General features: G+C 40.3%; 18 protein-coding genes. 12 read left to right on the top strand and 6 right to left on the bottom strand.

Annotation, left to right across the window (positions count from 1 at the left end):
* The first annotated feature begins 7 nt into the window (after positions 1-7).
* Both WSC_RS0106575 and tldD read left to right on the top strand, forming a co-directional pair.
* Positions 8-823, top strand: a complete 816-nt coding sequence (locus WSC_RS0106575; RefSeq protein WP_016955125.1) for a carbon-nitrogen hydrolase family protein — start codon at positions 8-10, stop codon at positions 821-823.
* 9 nt (positions 824-832) lie between these two features.
* The gene (tldD, locus tag WSC_RS0106570; RefSeq protein WP_016955124.1) at positions 833-2,278 is read left to right on the top strand and encodes a metalloprotease TldD; all 1,446 of its coding nucleotides are present in this window, start codon (positions 833-835) and stop codon (positions 2,276-2,278) included.
* A 10-nt stretch (positions 2,279-2,288) separates the two neighbouring features.
* Here the strand turns inward: tldD and WSC_RS22015 are convergent, their stop codons facing one another.
* On the bottom strand, positions 2,289-3,374 hold the full coding sequence (locus WSC_RS22015) for an HDOD domain-containing protein (protein WP_016955123.1): 1,086 nt from the start codon (positions 3,372-3,374) through the stop codon (positions 2,289-2,291).
* A gap of 156 nt (positions 3,375-3,530) precedes the next feature.
* On the opposite strand from WSC_RS22015, the gene WSC_RS0106560 reads away from it, so the two are divergent.
* Complete coding sequence (locus WSC_RS0106560; RefSeq protein ID WP_016955122.1) at positions 3,531-4,142, top strand: beta-phosphoglucomutase family hydrolase; 612 nt, start codon at positions 3,531-3,533, stop codon at positions 4,140-4,142.
* A gap of 67 nt (positions 4,143-4,209) precedes the next feature.
* Here the strand turns inward: WSC_RS0106560 and WSC_RS0106555 are convergent, their stop codons facing one another.
* From WSC_RS0106555 to WSC_RS0106545, 3 genes are all read right to left on the bottom strand, one after another.
* Positions 4,210-5,169 (bottom strand): DUF2333 family protein, encoded by a 960-nt coding sequence (locus WSC_RS0106555; protein WP_040394064.1) that lies wholly within the window; start codon positions 5,167-5,169, stop codon positions 4,210-4,212.
* Between the two features lie 21 nt (positions 5,170-5,190).
* On the bottom strand, positions 5,191-5,658 hold the full coding sequence (locus WSC_RS22010; protein WP_016955120.1) for a copper chaperone PCu(A)C: 468 nt from the start codon (positions 5,656-5,658) through the stop codon (positions 5,191-5,193).
* Between the two features lie 69 nt (positions 5,659-5,727).
* Positions 5,728-6,525 (bottom strand): HAD family acid phosphatase, encoded by a 798-nt coding sequence (locus WSC_RS0106545; protein WP_157447203.1) that lies wholly within the window; start codon positions 6,523-6,525, stop codon positions 5,728-5,730.
* Positions 6,526-6,741: 216 nt separating this feature from the next.
* Here WSC_RS0106545 and WSC_RS0106540 point away from each other — a divergent pair, with 216 nt between their 5' ends.
* On the top strand, positions 6,742-7,080 hold the full coding sequence (locus WSC_RS0106540; protein ID WP_016955118.1) for a hypothetical protein: 339 nt from the start codon (positions 6,742-6,744) through the stop codon (positions 7,078-7,080).
* 53 nt (positions 7,081-7,133) lie between these two features.
* Here WSC_RS0106540 and WSC_RS23985 read toward each other — a convergent pair whose 3' ends face one another.
* Positions 7,134-7,799, bottom strand: a complete 666-nt coding sequence (locus WSC_RS23985; protein WP_016955117.1) for an outer membrane beta-barrel protein — start codon at positions 7,797-7,799, stop codon at positions 7,134-7,136.
* 53 nt (positions 7,800-7,852) lie between these two features.
* Positions 7,853-8,383, bottom strand: coding sequence for an inorganic diphosphatase (gene ppa, locus WSC_RS0106530; RefSeq protein ID WP_016955116.1), 531 nt, complete (start codon positions 8,381-8,383; stop codon positions 7,853-7,855).
* Between the two features lie 373 nt (positions 8,384-8,756).
* Between ppa and purU the strand changes: the two genes are divergently transcribed.
* From purU to WSC_RS0106490, 8 genes are all read left to right on the top strand, one after another.
* On the top strand, positions 8,757-9,614 hold the full coding sequence (gene purU / locus WSC_RS0106525) for a formyltetrahydrofolate deformylase (protein ID WP_016955115.1): 858 nt from the start codon (positions 8,757-8,759) through the stop codon (positions 9,612-9,614).
* 457 nt (positions 9,615-10,071) lie between these two features.
* The gene (locus WSC_RS0106520; RefSeq protein ID WP_016955114.1) at positions 10,072-10,692 is read left to right on the top strand and encodes an OB-fold-containig protein; all 621 of its coding nucleotides are present in this window, start codon (positions 10,072-10,074) and stop codon (positions 10,690-10,692) included.
* Positions 10,693-10,958: 266 nt separating this feature from the next.
* Positions 10,959-12,773 carry a flotillin family protein gene (locus WSC_RS0106515; protein ID WP_016955113.1) on the top strand — a complete coding sequence of 605 codons (1,815 nt, stop codon included), beginning with the start codon at positions 10,959-10,961 and terminating at the stop codon, positions 12,771-12,773.
* The gene (locus WSC_RS0106510; protein WP_016955112.1) at positions 12,727-13,167 is read left to right on the top strand and encodes an ATP-binding protein; all 441 of its coding nucleotides are present in this window, start codon (positions 12,727-12,729) and stop codon (positions 13,165-13,167) included. The genes WSC_RS0106515 and WSC_RS0106510 overlap by 47 nt, the downstream gene beginning before the upstream one ends.
* 260 nt (positions 13,168-13,427) lie before the next feature.
* Entirely contained in the window at positions 13,428-14,636 is a 1,209-nt protein-coding gene (locus WSC_RS0106505) for an efflux RND transporter periplasmic adaptor subunit (RefSeq protein ID WP_040394059.1), read from the top strand.
* A gap of 12 nt (positions 14,637-14,648) precedes the next feature.
* Positions 14,649-17,798 carry an efflux RND transporter permease subunit gene (locus WSC_RS0106500; RefSeq protein ID WP_016955110.1) on the top strand — a complete coding sequence of 1,050 codons (3,150 nt, stop codon included), beginning with the start codon at positions 14,649-14,651 and terminating at the stop codon, positions 17,796-17,798.
* Positions 17,799-17,866: 68 nt separating this feature from the next.
* Positions 17,867-18,901, top strand: a complete 1,035-nt coding sequence (gene pyrC, locus WSC_RS0106495) for a dihydroorotase (protein WP_016955109.1) — start codon at positions 17,867-17,869, stop codon at positions 18,899-18,901.
* A gap of 154 nt (positions 18,902-19,055) precedes the next feature.
* Entirely contained in the window at positions 19,056-21,152 is a 2,097-nt protein-coding gene (locus WSC_RS0106490; protein ID WP_016955108.1) for an alpha-amylase family glycosyl hydrolase, read from the top strand.
* The last annotated feature ends 44 nt before the right edge of the window (positions 21,153-21,196 follow it).

The raw sequence follows: 21,196 nt of genomic DNA, 5'->3' as shown, positions 1-21,196 counted from the left end.
TGTTGTTATGAATGTGTCTATTGTTACAATTCAAATGCATTCTTCGCCAAAAGTCGAAGATAATTTGACCTGGTTAGCACAGCAGTTGAGTAAAGTTGAACGGGCTGAATATACCTTAGTGGTTTTACCTGAATGTTTTGCTTGTTTTGGTGGGGGAGATTCAGCGCAACAAATGGTCGCTGAAGATTATGGTAATGGCCCGATCCAAGATTTTATTGCCCATCAAGCGAAAAAATACAATTTGTGGATAGTGGCTGGCAGTATGCCAATAAAATGCCCAAATACAGCTTTAATTAGTGCCGCAAGTTTATTGTTTTCACCGGATGGACAATGCCAAGCACGTTATAACAAAATTCATCTATTTGATGTCGAAGTTGCCGATAAAACCGCGGTGTACCGTGAAAGTGCAACAACCATTGCTGGCACTGAGCCTGTGGTTGTGCACACGCCATTTGCCAATATCGGCATGTCAGTTTGTTACGATGTTAGGTTTCCTGAGTTGTATCGATTAATGCAAACAAAAGGTGCAGAAATTATGGTGATTCCAAGTGCCTTTACCCATGTCACGGGGAAAGCGCATTGGGATGTATTGATGCGCGCACGTGCGATAGAAAATCAATGTTTTATCGTTGCAGCTAACCAAACCGGCATTCACCAAAATGGTCGTGAAACATATGGACATTCAATTGTGGTAGACCCTTGGGGTGAAGTTGTCCACCAACATGGTGAGCAAAGTGGTATACGTCAAAGTGAAATAGATTTAGACAGAGTTAATCAAATTAGGCGCAAAATGCCCAATTTGCAACATAGAAAAATTTTGTAAGTAGATTAAATGAGCATTCAATCAGATAGTATTTTAGTTCAATCATCATTAGATATTAGTGATTTAGAAAAAACCTTATCTTTTATGCATCAGCGTAAATTAGATTACGCTGATCTATTTTTTCAAACTAGCCAACATGAATCTTGGGTATTAGAAGATGGCATAGTGCGTGATGGTAGTTTTAACATTGAACGTGGTGTTGGTGTACGCGCTGTTGAAGGTGAAAAAACCGGTTTTGCTTATTCAGATGAGATCAATTTTGAAGCCTTAACCCAAGCTGCCACTGGAGCTCGTGGCATTACACGCGCGGCAGATAGTTTTAAATTACCTGTACTCAAACGCAGTAAGCCAATTCAAGCTTATGGCGGGGACAATCCTTTTGCGAGTTTAACGCCTGAGCAAAAAGTCGCTTTGTTGAAAGACGTTGAAAAGGTTGCGCGCGCACAGGACCCTAGAGTAAAGCAAGTGATTGCCAGCTTGTCTGCGGTTTACGAAGAGGTGTTAATTGCCGCGAGTGATGGTACTTTGGCAACAGACATTCGCCCATTGGTGCGTTTAAATTGTACTGTGTTGGTTGAAGCGAATGGTCGCCGAGAAAGTGGTTCGGGCGGTGGTGGTGGCCGTACTGATTATGGTTACTTTTTTGAGTTGGCTGATGGGGATATTCGTTTCCATCAATATGCGAAAAAAGCAGTCAATCAAGCATTGATTAATTTAGAGGCGATTGAAGCGCCAGCAGGGACAATGCCTGTGGTATTAGGTGCGGGTTGGCCAGGTGTTTTATTACATGAAGCTGTAGGTCATGGCTTAGAAGGTGACTTTAACCGTAAAGGCTCGTCAACTTACGCCGGCAAAATAGGACAAAAAGTGGCATCTGAGCATTGCACTATAGTTGATGATGGCACTATGTTAAATCGCCGTGGTTCTCTAAATGTGGATGATGAAGGTGTTGAAGGTCGCTATAACGTTTTAATCGAAAAAGGCGTATTAAAGGGTTATATGCAAGACAAAATGAACGCGCGCCTAATGGGAGTTGAGCCAACAGGAAATGGCCGCCGTGAAAGTTATGCGCATTTACCTATGCCACGAATGACTAATACCTATATGCTGGCGGGTGAACATGAGCCGGAAGAAATTATTGCTTCGGTGAAAAAAGGTATCTATGCGCCTAACTTTGGTGGTGGTCAAGTTGATATAACCTCAGGCAAGTTTGTTTTCTCAAGCTCAGAAGCCTATTTAATTGAAAATGGTAAAATTACCGCGCCAATAAAAGGTGCAACTTTAATCGGTAATGGTCCAGAAGCGATGCAAAAAGTTTCTATGGTTGGCAACGACCTTGCGCTTGATATGGGCGTGGGGGTCTGTGGTAAAGATGGCCAAAGTGTGCCAGTAGGGGTTGGCCAACCTACGTTAAAATTGGATGAGTTAGTTGTCGGTGGTACAGGCCAAGGTTAACTTATATGAGTTAAGCTTGTGCACCTTCAATCAAAGGGCTGATTTCTTTAATTAATAAGTTTTCAGCCTCGTCACACAGTAATTGTTCTTTAGCATAGACAAGCCCCTGCCTCGCTTCAATAAATTGCCCTTCAACCAGCTTAATGACCATGCTTATGTCAATCGCTTGTGCAACGCAGGCACTAATACTATATGGGCTAATAAAGGTTTTGTGTTGATTTGGGAATTCGCGGAGCACTTCTTCCGGTAGTTGCCAAAATTCAGCGCAGGCTAAGGTCAATTCATGTGCTTTTTTATGCATCAAAGCTTTCAACGCTCGTGAATTGGGTGGGGTGTTGGGGTCGACGACCTTAAAAGCATCTATCATTAACCTAAATATAATCATTTTACCGACTTGATTTAATAGCGCGACAAAATAGGCGATTTCGCTATCTTCTTCATCTAATAAGTCTTTCGCTAATACTCGGGCATACTCGGCAGATTGTTGCGCATGTAACCAAATTCGTTCACCAAATAATTTAAAATAAACGTTGGAAGGTGGTGTTAGTTGTTTAATAAAGCCCATTAATACACCTTCTTTGACCCCAGTCGAACCTAAATTAATGAAAGCGGTTTTGATATCACTAACAGGTTTGAGCCCACGCTTATATTTTGCTGAGTTAGCTTGTTTAATTAACATTGCTGCTACTACTGGCTCTTTTTCAACTTGGTCCAATAATGTATTAAGTGCAAAATCAGGATCGCTGAGTGCTTGCATTAAATTCGTAACCGAGGTCGGCATTGCTGGCATTTCGACTAAAATCTTTTGTGGTGTATGTATCAGCTCAACGATTTTTTCAACAACAAACTCTGTTAATTTGTCTTCAGTTAACTCATTGGGGCATTTACCCAATAGGTAATCGTAAAATTCTGTGTTTACGTCTAAGTTTTCTTCAGCTGCTCTGTCTGAAGACGCTAGCATGTAACTATTGTTATTTGTTGCCTGTGTTTGCAGTTCATCTTTGGTTGCGCGCGTTTTTGCAAAGGCTTCGTAATCTGGCTGCGCCTGAGTTGGATAAATACTTGATAACACTGAATTTAGTAACTGAATGAACATAGTGTGCTCCTGCTAAAGTTAAAACTTTGAGTTTAAGCATGGCTGCAATTGGTTAATTTTACAAAGATCCAATTACTATATTTTTATGTCATCCACTTGCGGTATAAAGGTATAATATGACTAATTTTTATATATTTATGACAACGCGCAAATAACATGACCAATACTTACGATAATTACCAAGCAATTATTTTTGATATGGATGGCACACTAGTCGATAGTGGCCAGTTGCACCAAAACGCCTGGGTTGAAACGTTAAACAAATATGGCATTCCAATAGATCCTCAGTTAATGCGTTCATTAGCAGGTGTTCCGACCAAAGAAACAGTCGAAATTTTAGTTAAACATTTTAATGTGGAAGTTTCGGCCACTAGTGCAGAAATGAATGATTTTAAAGAAGACATAGTACGTAAAACTATGTTGGACTATGTTAAACCGACCAAGCTTGCAGAGTTGGCCATTGCCAATAAAGGTAAACGCCCTATGGCCGTTGGTACAGGTGCTTATACCGAAGAAGCGGAAATGATTCTAAAAGCTTGTGGTTTATATGAATTATTAGACTTTGTTGTCGGTGCAGATCAAGTTACCAACCCAAAACCTGCGCCAGACACCTTTTTACGTTGCGCAGAATTAATGGGGGTAAAGGCCCAAGATTGCATTGTGTTTGAAGACGCTCAAACAGGCATGCAAGCAGCACGAGACGCAGGTATGGATGTTGTAGACGTATTAGACGTTCTGAGCATTACGAATGATTATTTTTTAGATTAAATAAATTAGGGCAGGCAAATAAAGCCCAGTCATTAGTTGCTAATAACTGGGCTTAGACAATAATAAATTACCCTTGTGCGATTAATTCGCGTAAATCAATCACAGCGGCGTTTGCACGCGAAACATAGTTAGCCATGACTAAACTATGGTTGGCTAAAAAACCAAAACCATCACCGTTTAAAATCATCGGACTCCAAACCGTTTGTTGAGTCGCTTCGAGCTCTCGGATAATTTGGCGTAAACTGACTGTAGCGTTTTTCTTTTCGAGCACATCGGCAAAATCAATTTCGACTGCTTTTAAAAAGTGTAGTAATGCCCAGCATGTCCCACGGGCTTCATAAAATACATCGTCAATTTTCCACCAATTGGTTTTGACATTTTCTTGCATTGGCGCATTGGTTGACTGACTTGCTGAAGCATCACCTGCTAAGTTGGTGTTGTAGCGTTTTTGCCCAACACTAGCACTGAGTTTTTGTGACGTTGAACCTAAACGCTTTTCAACTTCTTTTAGCCAGTCGCGTAAATTATCAGCTCGTGAATAAAACTGGGCATCTGCTTGGTTGTCGTCAATTAAACGGGCTCGATAACGCGCGACCGCTGCAATAGCACTTTCATATTCACCTTCCGCACTCGGCCAAGCCCATTTATTATGGTCGATATTAAATTGTGGTTGAGCAACTTTTAAATCAATATCTTCCTGCGATTGTGATTGTGAGCGGCTAAAATCTTTGCGCATTGCCAAGGCTAAATCACGTACTTGCTCTAATACGCCAAATTCCCATGCGGGCATGTTGTCGAAAAATAATGATGGAGGCAGCACATCGTTTGCAGTAAAACCACCTGGTTTATTTAATAAGGTACTGGCAACCTCTATCAGCGCAGTGGAAGTTGGATAACCGGTAGTTTTAACATGTGGTTGGGATAATTGCTGAATACTCATTGCATCCGGCTCTTGGCTCCACCAGACACTGATTACCCAGAACAATAATCCAATTGCGGCAAATGCACCTAAGATCCAATTAATCATATTACGTTGCATATTAACTCCTTAGTGGTGGTGCTTATGCTGATCATGTTGCATGTGGTTGTGATCCGCACCATCCATTTTACTTAAACGCGCAGGTATTTTGTGTTTGTTGTTATTTGTATCAACAAACTCCAACCAAATTTCTGTTTGGTTAAACCAATTATCAGCTAAATTGATTAACATTAGATGATAACCACCTGGTTGTAATTCAAGTTTTCCTTGCGCTGGAATGGTTAATTCTGTGACTTGCATCATATGCATCATCTCACCATGCATCATTGTTGTGTGAAACTCAACTGTTTCACTAATGTTGCTGTTAGCCAGAGTTAATGAGGTTGAGGTGTTCGAACTGTTATGGATGGTCAGGTAGCCTGCTGTTTGTTTTTGTCCCGGAGGCAATAAACGTATAGTGGCATCAGTAAAAGTTAACTGAGCAAAAGCATTGGAAACACAGCCAACTAACAGTAGTGCAGAGAAAAATTTAACCATTTAAAATTTGCCGATAAAAGAAAAGCTTAGTTAAGCTTATTCTAACTAAGCTGATTTACAAGGCAAATTTTATCTAATACCTGTAGGGGTATGGGTTTTAGGATTTAGTGACTTTTTAATGTCGTTTGGCAAAACATCCAACCAGCTACCATATACAGGGTTTGGTACAATGAACCAGCGGCTACCCCACATCTCGTCATATTGGGCGGTTAATTTTTGTCGAGCAGTCATAGGTAAAGTAGCAACTTGTGGGATCATTTGATTTATATCGTCACCAACTATCATTAATATACGATAACGTTTAGCAATAAACTCACGGCGACTTGTTTGGTCTTTGTTCCAGTCGGAATACTCGCCACGGAAAAACATTTGGTCTTTTGGAAAGGCAATGGAGATGCGTTTAAGCATACGTAACGTTTGGGTTTTAACTGGACAGGGATCTCTAGGGGTCGGCTTACAGACGCGGTCTGAAATTAATAAAACTGTTACACCTAAACTGGCGGCTTTTTCAATAAGTTTCATCACATGCGGGATTATCGGTGCACGCTCAACATTCATCCAATTTTGAAAGCGTTTCTCCTCGTGCTCATTGTTGTTTAGTACCAAAGATGCGCGGTACGACAAAGTATTTACCAAGGTTTCGTCTAAGTCTAAGATAATTGCATTTGGCAGTTGGTTTAAGCCCTTTTGACCAAACTGTTCAATCGCTGCTGTCCAGCTTTCATCAAACACAGCCTCTTGTAGTTGATTCGCTGCAGTTTTGAAGGTTTGTGACAAAATAGCTTGATACTCAGCTGATGTTTGCATCCAAGCAATAGCGCGCGAAGCTTCAGCCGCTTCGTCGGCTGCCACTTTTGCGTTGAACACAATAGATAAACTGCAGATTAAAATTAGAATTTTAGTTATCTTGAACATGAGCCAGTAATAAAATTTGTTGGTTGATAAGTTAAGTATCGGCCATGAATGTAATTTTTTGAATAAAAACGAGTATGAATTTGTAATGAAGTCGTGCATTATTCGGCGTAAACATGATGCTATAGAGTATTCTAGAGCGAGTTTAGTTAACCAACAACAAGGATAAAAATGAAATTAAATGTTTTTCTAATTGGATGTATTTTTTCCATAACAGGGTGTATCACGGTCAAAGCTCCGGAAAACTTAGTATCTGATTCGGTTAAAGCTGGTAAAGATTTGTATGACGCGGTAAAAAGTGATTCGGATAAAAAAGCTCAGATATATAAATATTCGTACAAAGCTATTTCGACCGAAACGCATCACGAGTCGAATGCTAAATGTATAGATGGTGCTGTTGCTTTAGCAAAAAAAGCGCTTAATAGAGATAAAATTGATATCAAGAAGACTGAATCGAAAGTTAGCAAAGAGGCTGGTGTGAAGATATTCAAGTGTAGCGTGCGAGTTTAGTTACGAAAGTAGTAGCCTAATTGATAGGCTACTACTTATATGCAAAACAACAGTTAAAACTGATAATGCACGCGTACACTTACACTTTGCATATCAATGTTGAGGTCTGGCGAATACGAATACTCGCCAGATATTTCCCCTTCGTATTGTTCGTATGCTAGTGCAATATTAATTCCTGCAGGTGTATATACTTGCACACCGAAACCATAGTTCCAGGTAAAACCAGACCACTCGTCGTAACTATTCAAGTATTGTGATGTACGAGATGAAGCTGCTGGTCGAGCCAAAGTTGAACTGTCCTGGTTACTAATGTCCCACCAATCCCAGTCATGGTCGTCATCATCATCATCGTCATCATAGTCGTAGTCACCATCGTCCAACATGGTAAATGAAACACCTGCTTTTACGTATAAACTTACAAAGCTTGATAACTGGAGAGAAAACTTAGGCGCAATGTCTAATGAACTAAACGCCATGTCTGTATTGCCGATTTCTTCAGATCGCCAATATTGTTGCTCCAAGCCAAACCATTCTGTGAAATGGTAACCACCATATAGGCCTGCTTGACCTAATCCATCAGCACTGTGGTTTTTGACTTGCCCAGCTAGTACACCAACATACCAACCGGTTTTGTCGTAAGTTTTACTTTGGTTGGCAAATATGGAGGTTGAAGTAAGGGATAATGCAATTGCTAGAGATATTTTTGAAACTGTCTTCAATTTTTCGTCCTTGTTGGTTATTTTTGGCGGAGAGAGCTCTCCGCCTATTTTGATTATTTAGCTTGAGCTCGCTCGAAAGAAGAAACGATTTCAGCTTTAGCTGAGGCTGCATCTTCCCAACCGTCAACTTTAACCCACTTGCCTTTTTCAAGCTCTTTATAGCGCTCGAAGAAGTGAGTGATTTGAGCTTTTAATAACTCGTCTAAGTCATTTACGTCCTGTACGTGGTCGTAAATTTTAGTTAACTTGCTTACAGGTACAGCAACAACTTTAGCGTCTTCACCTGACTCGTCAGTCATTTTTAATACGCCAACTGGACGACATTTAATAACTGCACCAGGTACTAATGGATATGGAGTTGGTACTAATACGTCAACAGGGTCACCATCTAAAGACAAAGTGTTGTTTACGAAACCATAGTTACAAGGGTAGAACATAGGAGTCGCCATAAAACGGTCAACCCATACTGTGCCTGTATCTTTGTCTACTTCGTATTTGATTGGATCAGCATTTGCTGGAATTTCAATCACAACGTTAATTTCATCTGGTAAATTTTTACCTGCTGGTACGTCAGATAAGCTCATATCTATTCCTTAAATTAGTTTGATTTGTTAAATTTGCCGCTATTATATACCCAAGCTATTTGAAAATGCGAGATTTCAGCAAGTGATAAAAAGCATTTAGACAAGGTATTGATTGAAGATAATGGTTATCCCTTTTCAAAATCAATAACGCAGTATAAATGCTTTTTAGCTTTGCCCTTCGGGAGCTTCACAGCGTTTCTATTACTGCGTTATGTTAATTCGAAAGGTACCTACATTCCTTCATTAACATGTCTTGTACTAAAAACGCTGTGATAGCTCTGAAACATGCATCTTCAAGTAGCTTGGGTATACTGCTAGTGTTCAAATGGCGAATAAACTTGCCAAATAATCACAGTCTTATTTTGGAAATAGCATGACAATGAAAAGTTACCGTTTAGTGATAGATTGCCCTGATAAAGTCGGCATAGTGGCCGCCGTTTCACGTTTTTTAGCTGAGCACAAAGCGTCGATTGTTGAAGCAAATCATCATTGCGACAAACAAGCTAAATGGTTTTTTATGCGCAACGAAATTGAAGCGCAGTCAATAGAACTTGGTTTAGATGAATTTAAACAAGAATTTGCCCAGTTAGCTGAGCAGTTTTCGATGAACTGGAAAATTGTTGATTCGAGCGTTAAACAAAACGTCGTATTAATGGCGAGCCGAGAGTCACACTGTTTAGCGGATTTATTACATAGATGGCACAGTGGTGAGTTAGATTGCAACATAGTCGCAGTTATTGCTAACCACGAACATTTACGCCAAATGGCGCAGTGGCATGGTATTCCATATCATTATGTACCTTTCAACAAAGGTGAAAAACAAGCAGCGTTTGATCAAGTGCGCGAGCTTATTTTGCAATACAAGGCTGACACTGTAGTGCTCGCTCGTTTTATGCAAATTTTCCCTGATGAGTTGTGTAAAGAATTGGCAGGGCAGGTGATTAATATTCACCACAGCTTTTTACCTTCATTTGCAGGTGCTAAACCGTATCATCAAGCGCACGAGCGTGGCGTTAAGTTAATTGGTGCAACTTGCCATTATGTGACAGGTGATTTAGACGCTGGGCCAATTATCGACCAAGAAATTGTACGCATAAGTCACAGAGATTCGGTTGAAGATATGGTGCGTAAAGGTAAAGAGTGTGAGAAGTCTGCACTTGCTCGTGGCCTACGCAGTCACATTGAAGATCGCGTTATTATTAATGGCAATAAAACTGTGGTGTTTGATTAGTTTTAGGTGCTTAAAGCGTTGGTTTATAGTGTTTTAAGTTTGTGCACAAATGAGCTTATTCGAAGCATAATTTTATAAAATTAGCATTCAAACAAACTCATATCGAACTTCCGTTACGCTGTTTGAGATCAGATTGGGTTAGTAATTGTCGCAGCACCACTATTCAAAAAGTATTAGAGCGATAACTTAGAGCAAAATTTCTTTTTCAGGGATGAAAAAGCGAAGCGTACAAGGATGTATTTACAGCGGTTTTGCGAAAGTTATGCTTTAATGCTTTTGCATATTGCACACTCTTCCAGCGCTTTAGTATGATGCTTCCCATCAATGCGTAATTGAATGCATCAGAAGCGTGGTGTTAATATCTCGATAATTTTTTAACAAAACCGTAAAAAGGACTTGCCTAAATCAGACATAATATGTCATTCTCCAGTTAGGCAATTTGTAAAAGGAACTTGGCATGATCGAATTTCTCTTAAGCGACGCAAATGTAATTTACACCAGCGCGTTAGCTATCTTATTTGCCCTTGCATTATTTGAAGGTGTTGCCCAGCTAATTGGTGTAGGTTTATTGTCGTTAATAGACGATGCACTACCCGATGTAGACTTAGATGCAGATATTGACGCTGGCTCTCTCGGCACTTTAGCGGGTTTAATGAGCTGGCTAAACTTGGGGCGTTTACCTTTTCTTATTTGGTTAACTTTATTATTGAGTGTTTTTGCAGTAGCTGGCTTAACCCTAAATGCATTTTTACCATTACCAAGTATTATTGTGTTGCTGGCATCTAGTGTCGCCACTTTATTTGGCTTGAGATTTTTTGGCAGAAAGTTGGTGCAACTGCTACCAAAAAACGAAACCAGTGCGGTCAGCACCATGACTTTTATCGGTATGCCTGCAACTGTTATTCGTGGCACAGCCAAACCAAACTTTCCGGCCGAAGCCGAAGTTATCGACTCGTTCCAGCAGAAGCATTTTTTAATGGTGGCACCTGAGCAAGGCGAAATCACAACTGGTAGTCAGGTGGTTATTGTTGAACGAGCACAGGCAGGGCACTATTTAGTTCAGTGTATGAATAAATAATTTGTCGGCAGTGAAATATGCCGTGAATAAGGTAGATGGGTGTGTTTCGAACAAAACTTCACAAGATAGGGATATCTTGTGCGAGCGGCCCAAGGACGGGTTCAAAGCGTTTTTGTGAGGAATACCCCATCTACCTTATGAGTATAGTGCACTATAGCGGGTTAGTTGGGATTTCCAAATGACTTATCTGCACAACTAAAGTGTTGTTTAAACTAGCCAATGTAAATTGGGGTCAAAATTAATTTTTACAAAACAAGGAAGCAATTATGCAAAATCAGTTAGACAATTTGTACTTTATTGGATTAGTGGCAATTGTAGCAATTGTCAGTTTAGTCCTAATTGGGGTGATTTTTTCTAAACTATACCAGCGCGCATCAAAAGAAATATCTTTTGTTCGTACAGGCTTAGGGGGTGAAAAGGTCATAAAAGATGGTGGTGCAATTGTACTGCCGGTATTACAGGACATTATTCCTGTAAACATGAATACATTAAAACTCGAAGTGCAACGCTCAGCTGAACAAGCGCTCATCACCAGAGATAGAATGCGTGTTGACGTTACAGTAGAGTTTTATTTACGCGTAGCACCAAACCATGAAGCAATCGCCACAGCGGCACAAACTTTAGGTAAACGAACTTTACAAGTTGATGCACTTAAAGCTTTGATTGAGGGAAAATTTGTCGACGTATTACGTGCTAGTGCTGCAGAAATGAGTATGCAAGAGTTACACGAAATGCGTTCAGATTTTGTCCAACGGGTACAAAATAATGTACGTATTGACCTAGAGAAAAATGGTTTAGAACTAGAATCAGTTTCTTTAACTGCAATGGATCAAACAGATCCAAAACACTTTAGAGTTGATAACGCGTTTGATGCTGAAGGTTTAACACAACTGACCAAAATCACTGAAGAGCGTAAAAAAGTTCGTAATGATATTGAGCGTGAAAACGAAACCTTAATCAAACAGCGTAACTTAGAAGCTGAACAGCAACAGTTGGAAATTGGCTTAAAATCGGAACATGCACGCATCGAACAACAACGTGCCATTGAAATGAACCGTGCCAAACAAAACGCTGAAATTGAAAAAGATAAAGCTTTGCAAGAGCAAGCAGCGCAACTTGCGCGCATTTCGGCTGAACGTTCAGTTGAAGAAGCGCGTATCTCTAAAGAGCAAGAAATTGAAGCGTTAGAAATTGAAAAGAAAAAGCGTTTACGTGAAGCGGATATTCGTTCACAAAGCTTGTTAGAAATTGCAGAACAAGATAAAGCAATTGCACTTGCTGCGAAATCAGAACAAGAGTCAGCTGCTAAAGCAGAAGCGAAAAAAGCAGAATCTGCAGCGGTAGCGGCTGAAGAACAAGTAATCAGTGTGCGTGAAATGGCTATTGCTGAACGTCAGAAAAACATTGAATTATTACGTGCTAAAGAAGCCGCAGAAAAAGCCGCTGTATCAATTCAAGTTGCTGCAGAGGCTGAAAAAGCCGCTGCGCTTGATAGAGCCGATGCGTTAAAAACTGAAGCGCAAGCTCAAGCGGACAAAATTCGCATTGCGGCTGAAGCACAAGCTAAAGCCGAAACTATTGCAGCAGAAGCTAAAGCTGAAACTTATCGTGTGGAAGCTGAAGGTAAAAAAGCCTTGCATGAAGCGGATAACTTGTTGTCACAAGCGCAAATTGAATATCAGCTAAAACTTGCTCTGTACAAATATTTACCAGAGATTGTTCGTGAATCTGTTAAACCAATGGAAAATATTGATGGGATTAAAATTGTGCAGATGAACGGTGGTTTAATGGGGTCAAATGGCGGTGGTGATATGGTGCCGAGCAGTAATGTTGCGGACAGTGTTGCTGATGCAGCTTTACGTTATCGCAGCCAAGCACCATTAGTTGATGCATTATTGCGTGAAGTAGGGATTGAAGGCTTAGGTAGCAATGCCTTGACTGGGATCACTAATTCAATCACAGCAAAGCCAACTGAAACTCAAAAAGAAAGTGGTGAGCAACAGCAAGCCCGCAATGAGGTCGTAACACCTGCTAATGAATCGGCTAAAAACAAAAAAGCTGCTGCAACAGATCCGGCATAAACCGAATCCGCAGCTTGTTTTATTACGTGGTTTGCCCGGTTCGGGCAAATCCACGCTTGCGCGGAAAATTGTTCAAATCAAGCCTAAATTCTGCCACTTTGAAGCTGATCAGTATTTTTATTCAGCGGACAAACACTACCAGTTTAATCCACAAGATTTACCACAAGCCCACCAGCACTGTTTTGACAAGACTAAAGCGGCATTGTTAAGCGGAAAAAGTGTGGTGGTTGCGAATACTTTTGTACGTAAATGGGAGTTACAGGGTTACTTGCAATTAGCAAAACGCCTGAAGCTTAGCTGCACTGTTTTCACCTGCGAAGGTAAATGGCAAAGCGTACACAATGTACCAGATGAAGTACTCCAGCGCATGCAACAACAGTGGCAAACTATTTAACCTGAACTCGGGATAATAACTTGCTTTCTAGCGGCTGTTTGTCCTTAAATAACATAAGTGAAAGAAAACGTTTTCCATTAATGTCTATTGGTTACAAACGGTTACAAAACAAGTGTAAATAAATGTGAACTATTCGTTTAAAATTAGGTCTGACCAGTGCCTGTCAAACTGGTGACTTGGTTGGTTTACTTGCGTAATATTTGTCAATAATTTTATTTTTTTGCTCAAACAGGAGTGCAAACTTGGTTTTGCAAACTGATATGGAACAAATTCTAAACAAACGTGTACTTTTCCCTATTGTTATTTTGCTGATTGGTGCGGCTGCTATGATGGGTTTTGCCAGCATGAAAAAGCCACCAGAGGAGAAGCCTGCTACAAATAAAACACCATTTGTTGATGTCCAACTCAATCAAGTAAAACAGCATCAAGTATATGTGCGCTCTCAAGGCGAAGTGGAAGCTAAATATCACACAGTATTGGTGGCTCAAGTTGACGGTGTTGTTACTGAATTAGCCGATGCTTTTGTTAAAGGTGGATTTGTTAAACAAGGGCAGTTACTCGCACAAATAGACCCAAGCGATTATCAAGCAGCATTAACCGAAGCTGAAGCAAATCTAGCATCCGCTGAAGCACAATTAGAGCAAGAAAAAGCCCAAGCGCAAGTTGCAAAAGCAGAATGGCAACAAATTTCAGATTTAGAACCTTCAGAACTTGCGTTGCGCAAACCTCAATTAGCTCAAGCAGTCGCTCGAGTTAAAGCTGCTAAAGCACATATTCAACGCGCAAAACGTGATTTAGAACGCACACGCATAGTTGCACCTTATGATGCAATAGTCTCGGCACGTCATGTCAGCCCTGGCAGTTATGCCAACAAAGGAGGGCAAATCGGTGAAATTTATGCAGTGAGTGTTGCTGAAGTACGTTTACCTGTTGCAGAAGCTCAACTGGCGTTTTTACCTCAAGCAGGTGTTGGTGCTAAGGTAAAATTGGAAACTGAAATTGAAGGCAAAAAGAAAGTTTTTGACGCGAGAATTGTCGGCAGCGAAGGGATTAAAAACAAACTAAACCGTATGCATTATTTAGTTGCACAAATAGAAGATCCTTATGCACTACAGACTGCTGGAAAAAAACATGGACGCATTGAATTTGGCACCTATGTGGTGGCAAAAATTGCAGGTGAATTACTCGATCGAGCTAGTGTTGTTGAATACCACTTGATTAAAGATGGCCAAATTGCTGTAGTGGATGGCAACAATCAATTAGAGTTTAGACATGTTGATGTTTATCGGGTGGAAGATGGCTTGGCCGTTATTCAACAAGGTTTAGCACAAGACGATAAGGTAATTGTTTCAGCGCTTGCTTATCCTGTTTCTGGTATGAAGTTAACCACTAACTTAGACGACACACCTTCCAACTTGTCTGAAGAGGCTGACGAACAAACTGTCTTAGCCAAACAAGCTGATAAATAAGGACAAGTATTAATGGATACTAAAAAAGGCATAATCAGTTGGTTTGCGCGCAATAGTGTCGCGGCTAATTTATTGATGGTTTTTATTATTGTTGGTGGTTTATTAACCTCACTGACCATTACTAAACAAATGTTTCCTATGTTTGAGATTAATTGGATCAACATAGACACTTCTTATCCGGGTGCGGCACCACAGGAAGTCAGTGAAGGTATCACTATTAAAATGGAAGAAGCGTTGGAGTCGGTACAAGGGCTTAAACGTGTAATGTCGTTTTCGAATCGAGGCCACTCGCATTTTGCCATTGAAGTAGATGATAGTTACGACGCCGAACAAGTTTTAGACGAAGTAAAACTGCAAATTGATGCTATTTCAAGTTTCCCCGATGGCATGGAAAGGCCAATTATTCGCCGTGCTAAACCTCGCCAAGAGGTGATGTACATTAGTTTATATGGGCCACTTTCGAGCGTGCAGTTAAAAGAGTTAGGCAGAACCATTCATGACGAAATTCGTAACCTGCCGCAAGTGAATGTCACTGACTATTACAGTGGTTTGAATTACGAAATCTCAGTTGAAGTTAGTCAGGACAAGCTGCGTGAATATGGACTGTCGTTTATTGATGTGTCGAATGCTATTCGTAGTTTCTCGGCAAATCGTTCGGCTGGGCAAATTAAAACCGACAATGGTTATGTATCGGTAAGGGTTGAAAATCAAGCTTATCGAGGTTTTGAATTTGAACAATTGCCGCTGATCAATTTAGCGGATGGTACGCAAATTAAATTAGGTGATGTTGCCACGGTTAATGATGGTTTTGTTGAAGGCATTCAATATGCTAAGTTTAATGGCGACAATTCGGTGACTATTTTTGTTGGTGCAGCACCTGATCAAAACATCTCAGACATTGCCAATATAGTTAACCAGTATATAGATGATAAACGTCAAACTTTGCCACCTTCAGTGCAATTAGAGCCTTGGGTTGATTTAACTTATTACCTTGATGGTCGGTTAAATATGATGTTAACCAATATGCTGACAGGTGGTTTATTGGTGTTTTTAATTTTAGGTTTAACCTTAAGATTAAAACTGGCATTTTGGGTGATGATGGGTTTACCCATTAGCTTTTTAGGTGCACTGTTATTTTTGCCTATGGAGTCAATTGACGTCACCATCAATGTGGTCAGCTTGTTTGGTTTTATTTTAGTACTTGGTGTGGTGGTTGATGACGCCATAGTCATAGGTGAAAGCATCCAAGCTGAAACCGAAGAAAAAGGCTCAACACTAGATAATGTAATTCGAGGCGCGCAGCGGGTGGCTGTACCCGCCACCTTTGGTGTATTAACTACAATTGCTGCGTTTGTGCCTATGGTTATGGATGACGGCCCAAGTGCAGCTTTTTCGCAAGCAATTGGTTTTGTAGTAATTCTGTGTTTAATCTTTTCCTTGGTTGAATCAAAATTGATATTACCTGCGCATTTAGCTGGGATGAAACCTAAATCACACAATAAATATAATCCGTTTGATTATTGCCGCGGTTATGTGGATAGAGGCATCAAAGGTTTTGTTGAAAATTATTATCGGCCTTTTATCCAATTCGCGGTTTATTATAGATATGCTGTGTTAACTGTATTTATCGCAATCTTAATGATGAGTGTTGGTTTATTAGAAGGTGGTTTAGTACGTTTTGTTGGCACACCAAAAATTCCGCACGATTTTCCAACTATACAAATTGAAATGAATGCGGCGACCGCTGAATCAGATACGCTAAAAGCGGCTTTGTCGGTAGAGTCTATGTTGCGACGCTTAGACGAGCAGGTTAAAGCCGATAACAACGGCCAAGGCATGATAGGTAACTTGTTGGTAGATTTACGTGGTCGTACCAATGCACATGTACAAGTTAAGTTAGTTGATCCAGACATTCGACCTATTGACCCATTCACCTTTTCGAATATGTGGCGCGAAAATATGCCAGAAATACCGGGGTTAAAAACACTCACTGTGCGTGATGATCTGTTCGGTGGTGGCATGAATGATGGTGATATCAGTTTCCGTCTGTTAAGTGCCGATGGTGATTCACTTAGAGCTGCAGGCAACGAGCTCAAACAAAAACTGGCAACGCTTGCTGGGGTGAGTGAAATTAACGATAGTTGGGAAGTTTCAACCGATGAAATTCAATTTGAACTCAAACCGCTAGCTTATTCACTCGGCTTAACTTTATCTGATGTCGCTTCACAAGTTAGTTTTGCTTTATATGGTTTAGAGGCACAGCGTATATTACGTAATGGTGACGAAATACGCGTTATGGTGCGTTATCCAAAAAATGAACGCAAAGCAGTCAGCCAAATATACCAAGTATTGATTAGAACACCACAAGGTGGCGAAGTACCTTTGTCGCAACTCGCGGATGTTAAAGTGGTTGATGGGGTGAATACCATACGCCGTGAAAACGGTAGTCGAACCTTAGTGGTTTGGGCAAATGTTGATACTAAAGTTGCCGAAGCGCACAAAATTGCTGGTGACATAAGTGGTAGCTATTTGCCTGAAATGTTGCGCAAATACCCCAAAGTACGCAGTGAGTTGGCGGGTAGTATTAAAGAGCAAATGGATAGCTTAAATGAACAAGCACGTAACTTTATTTTATCTATGTTAGTGATTTATGCCTTGTTGGCTATTCCACTAAAATCTTATTTGCAACCTTTAATCATTATGACAGTTATTCCGTTTGGGGTGATAGGTGCTATGTTTGGCCATATGCTATTGGGCATGGATCTCTCTAGCCAATCTGTGTTTGGTATTATTGCTGCATCAGGCGTGGTGATAAATGACTCACTGGTGATGGTCGACTTTGTCAATAAAGCGCGGCAACGAGGATTGTCAATTAAACAGGCGGTCATTGAATCAGGTGGTCGCCGTTTTAGAGCGATAATGTTAACTTCATTAACCACTTTTATTGGTTTAATCCCGATAATTTCTGAAACCAGTTTACAAGCTAAGATAGTAATACCTATGGCTGTTTCATTAGCTTTTGGTGTACTGTTTGCTACATTTATTACTTTGATCATGATTCCTTGCCTTTATATAGCTTTGGAAGATATCAAGGTATTGGTAAAACGGTGCTGGACGATCATTATTAACTTTCTGTTTGGCAATAGTACTTCACATTGTTGAGCTTTTGCCGCTAAACTTCTGTAGATAGTTAAGGCATAATAGCCGCAAATTGAAAATGAGCGATATTTATGACCCAGTTAACTATTCAAACGCCTGACGATTGGCATTTACATTTTCGTGATGGCGATATGTTGCCAGAAACAGTTCCAGCGACGGCGCGTTGTTTTAAGCGCGCCATTGTTATGCCTAACCTAGTTCCACCTGTAACTACAGCTGAAATGGCTATGGAATACAAACAACGTATTTTAGCCGCACGCCCACAAGGTAGTGATTTTCAGCCGTTAATGACCTTGTTTTTAACCAATGACACAACAGTTGAGCAAATTAAACAAGCTAAAGCTGCTGGGGTTACCGCATGTAAATTGTACCCAGCAGGAGCAACAACTAATTCTGACGCGGCTGTTTCAGCGATGGAAGCTATGTACCCAGTGTTTGAAGCTATGGCTGACGTGGGTTTATTGTTACTTATTCATGGTGAAGTGACACGTCACGAAATAGATATTTTTGATCGTGAAAAAGCTTTTATTGACGAGCACATGACAAAAATCACTCAGAAGTTTCCACAGCTTAAAGTGGTTTTTGAACACATTACCACTAAAGATGCCGCTGATTTTGTTATGGCTGGTGGCGAAAACTTAGCGGCGACAATTACCCCACAACATTTAATGTTAAATCGCAACGATTTATTAGTCGGTGGAGTCAAACCTCATAACTATTGTTTGCCTGTGCTAAAACGTAATACCCATCAACAAGCTTTGCGTGCGGCGGTTAAAACTGGTTCAAACAAATTCTTTTTAGGCACAGACTCTGCGCCACACGAAAAACACAAAAAAGAATCTGCTTGTGGCTGTGCCGGTTGTTATAGTGCTTGGAGTGCAATTGAACTGTATGCACAAGTCTTTGACGAGCTAGATGCGCTAGATAAGTTAGAAGGTTTTGCTAGTCACCACGGCGCTGACTTTTATGGTTTACCACGTAATCAAGGTAGCATTACTTTAGTTAAAGAAGAGTGGACTATCCCTGAACAGATTATTTTGCCAAACGGTAATCCAATCGTACCTTTCTTTGGTGGACAAACCATTAACTGGAAGTTAAAAGCTTAAGCTGGATTGAAGTTTAATGCTGAGGTTTACACCTCGGCATTAGCTCCAATAAAAATCTTCTAAGCTGCATACGTATGTAGTTGTCAAATTTTGAAAAAGTTCTATAACATTTGAGTAACAAGCGAAATTAGCCTCAAAATTAGGACTTTCACCTATGTTTAAACATACTCCTATCTGCACTGCCGTTGTATTGGCGTTATCAGCTCTATCGATAATTGGCTGCAACGATACAAAACAAACACAAAGTAACACTGTGGCCACTCAAGCGGCGAAATCTAACCAACAAGATATTTACCAAGATTATTTAAATCGAGATGTACGTGACGACATTTTCTACTTTGTATTACCAGACAGATTTGAAAATGGCGACCCAAGTAATGACCAAGGCTCGGAAACTGACGCAATTTCACGTGGTGGTTTTGATCCAACGCATAAAGGTTATTTCCATGGCGGCGACTTACAAGGTTTAAAAAATCGTTTAGATTACCTGCAAGATATGGGCATTACCGCAATTTGGTTAACGCCGATTTTGCGCAACCGCGCGATGCAAGGCCCAAGTGCGGGTTATCACGGTTATTGGGTTGTTGATTTCACCCAACTTGATCCACATTTTGGTAGTAATGATGACTTAAAAGACTTAATTGATACAGCGCATAGCAAAGGGATGAAAGTATTTTTTGACATCATCACTAACCATACAGCAGATGTGATTAAGTACAAAGAATGTCATCACCCTGATGGTAGCCACAGAGATACCCAAAGCTATTCGTGTAAATATAAATACATGGAGCAGCTGGCTAAAGGTGACAAGTACACACCATTTATTGTTGAAGGTGAAGAAAACCTCAAAGTTCCAGCTTGGTTAAACGATCCTAAATACTATAACAACCAAGGCGACAGTGAGTGGCACGGTGAAAGCGCAATTAATGGCGATTTTGTTGGCTTAGACGATTTAAATACACGTATGCCAGAAGTGGTTGATGGCTTTATTGATATCTATAAAGATATTATCACCAACTTTAAGCCGGACGGCTTTAGAATTGATACGGTAAAACACGTAGATATGTCGTTCTGGCAAAAATTTTCACCAGCCATTATGCAGCACGCTAAAGATCAAGGCATACCTAATTTCCACGTATTTGGCGAAGTATATGATGGAGACCCAGCTTTCCTCAGTCGTTTTACTACTATAGGTAAAATGCCAGCTATCCTAGATTTTGGTTTACAAGGCAATGCGGATGCAGTATTTGCTAACACTGAAAGTCCACAGAAGTTACAAAACTTGTTTGATGATGATGACTATTACAATGATGCCGACAGCTCACCTGATCAGTTATTAACCTTTATCGCTAACCATGACATGGGGCGTATCGGTTTATTCTTAAATAATAACTTCCCAGATTCGAGCGAAGCTGAAAAAACACAGCGCAGTATTTTAACTCACGCCTTTATGTATTTTGCCCGTGGTATTCCGGTTGTCTATTATGGTGATGAACAAGGTTTTACCGGTGATGGCAATGACCAAGCAGCACGTGAAGATATGATGCCCTCGGTAACCGCAAGTTATAACGACAACAATTTATTGGGTACAGATAAAACCACAGCAGATGACAACTTTGATAAAACGCATCCGATTTATCAAAAACTCGCTGAATTTGCTGATATCTATAAAAGCCATGCTGCGCTTAGAAAAGGTATTCATTTGAATCGTCATGCAGATGAAGAGCCAGGCATTTATGCTTTTTCCAGAATTGAAGAAACTGAACAGTTGGAATATTTATTGGTGTTTAACTCTGCAAGTTCAAGTCAAAAAGTGGTTTTGGATGCAAGCAGCAAACAGTATCAAGCAATTTATGGTGCCAAACAGCCGCTTAAAGCGCAATCAGGTTCAGTGACAGTTAATGTACCTGCACTTGGTTTTGTTATTTACAAAGCAACCGACAAAGTTAAACCTGTGGTTGCTAGCGATGTTAAATTAATGGTTGCCGAAATAGACAAACGTTCACCAGACTTTATTAATATTGAATATGATTTGCTTGGTGTTGAACAGCAACCTAGTTTATACAAGGTAACAACCGAATTTGTTAATCATCAAGGTGAATACCAATTAGCCGCAACTGACTTTACCCCGACTTATCGAGCTAAAGTCTTGGCTGCTGATATTAAAGATGGTTTGAGCGGTAAAGTCCGTGTCACCATAGATAACTTAAATGGTGATGTGCAAACAAAAGAATTTGTATTGAAACGCTAATTTAAAATAAAACAAAAAACCGCCGAATAGGCGGTTTTTTTGTT

The sequence above is a fragment of the Catenovulum agarivorans YM01 genome (assembly GCF_000281085.1).
GTDB classification, from domain to species: Bacteria; Pseudomonadota; Gammaproteobacteria; order Enterobacterales; family Alteromonadaceae; genus Catenovulum; species Catenovulum agarivorans.
Note: the sequence above shows the minus strand (reverse complement) of the source record. Positions and strands in the feature narration are given on the sequence as shown.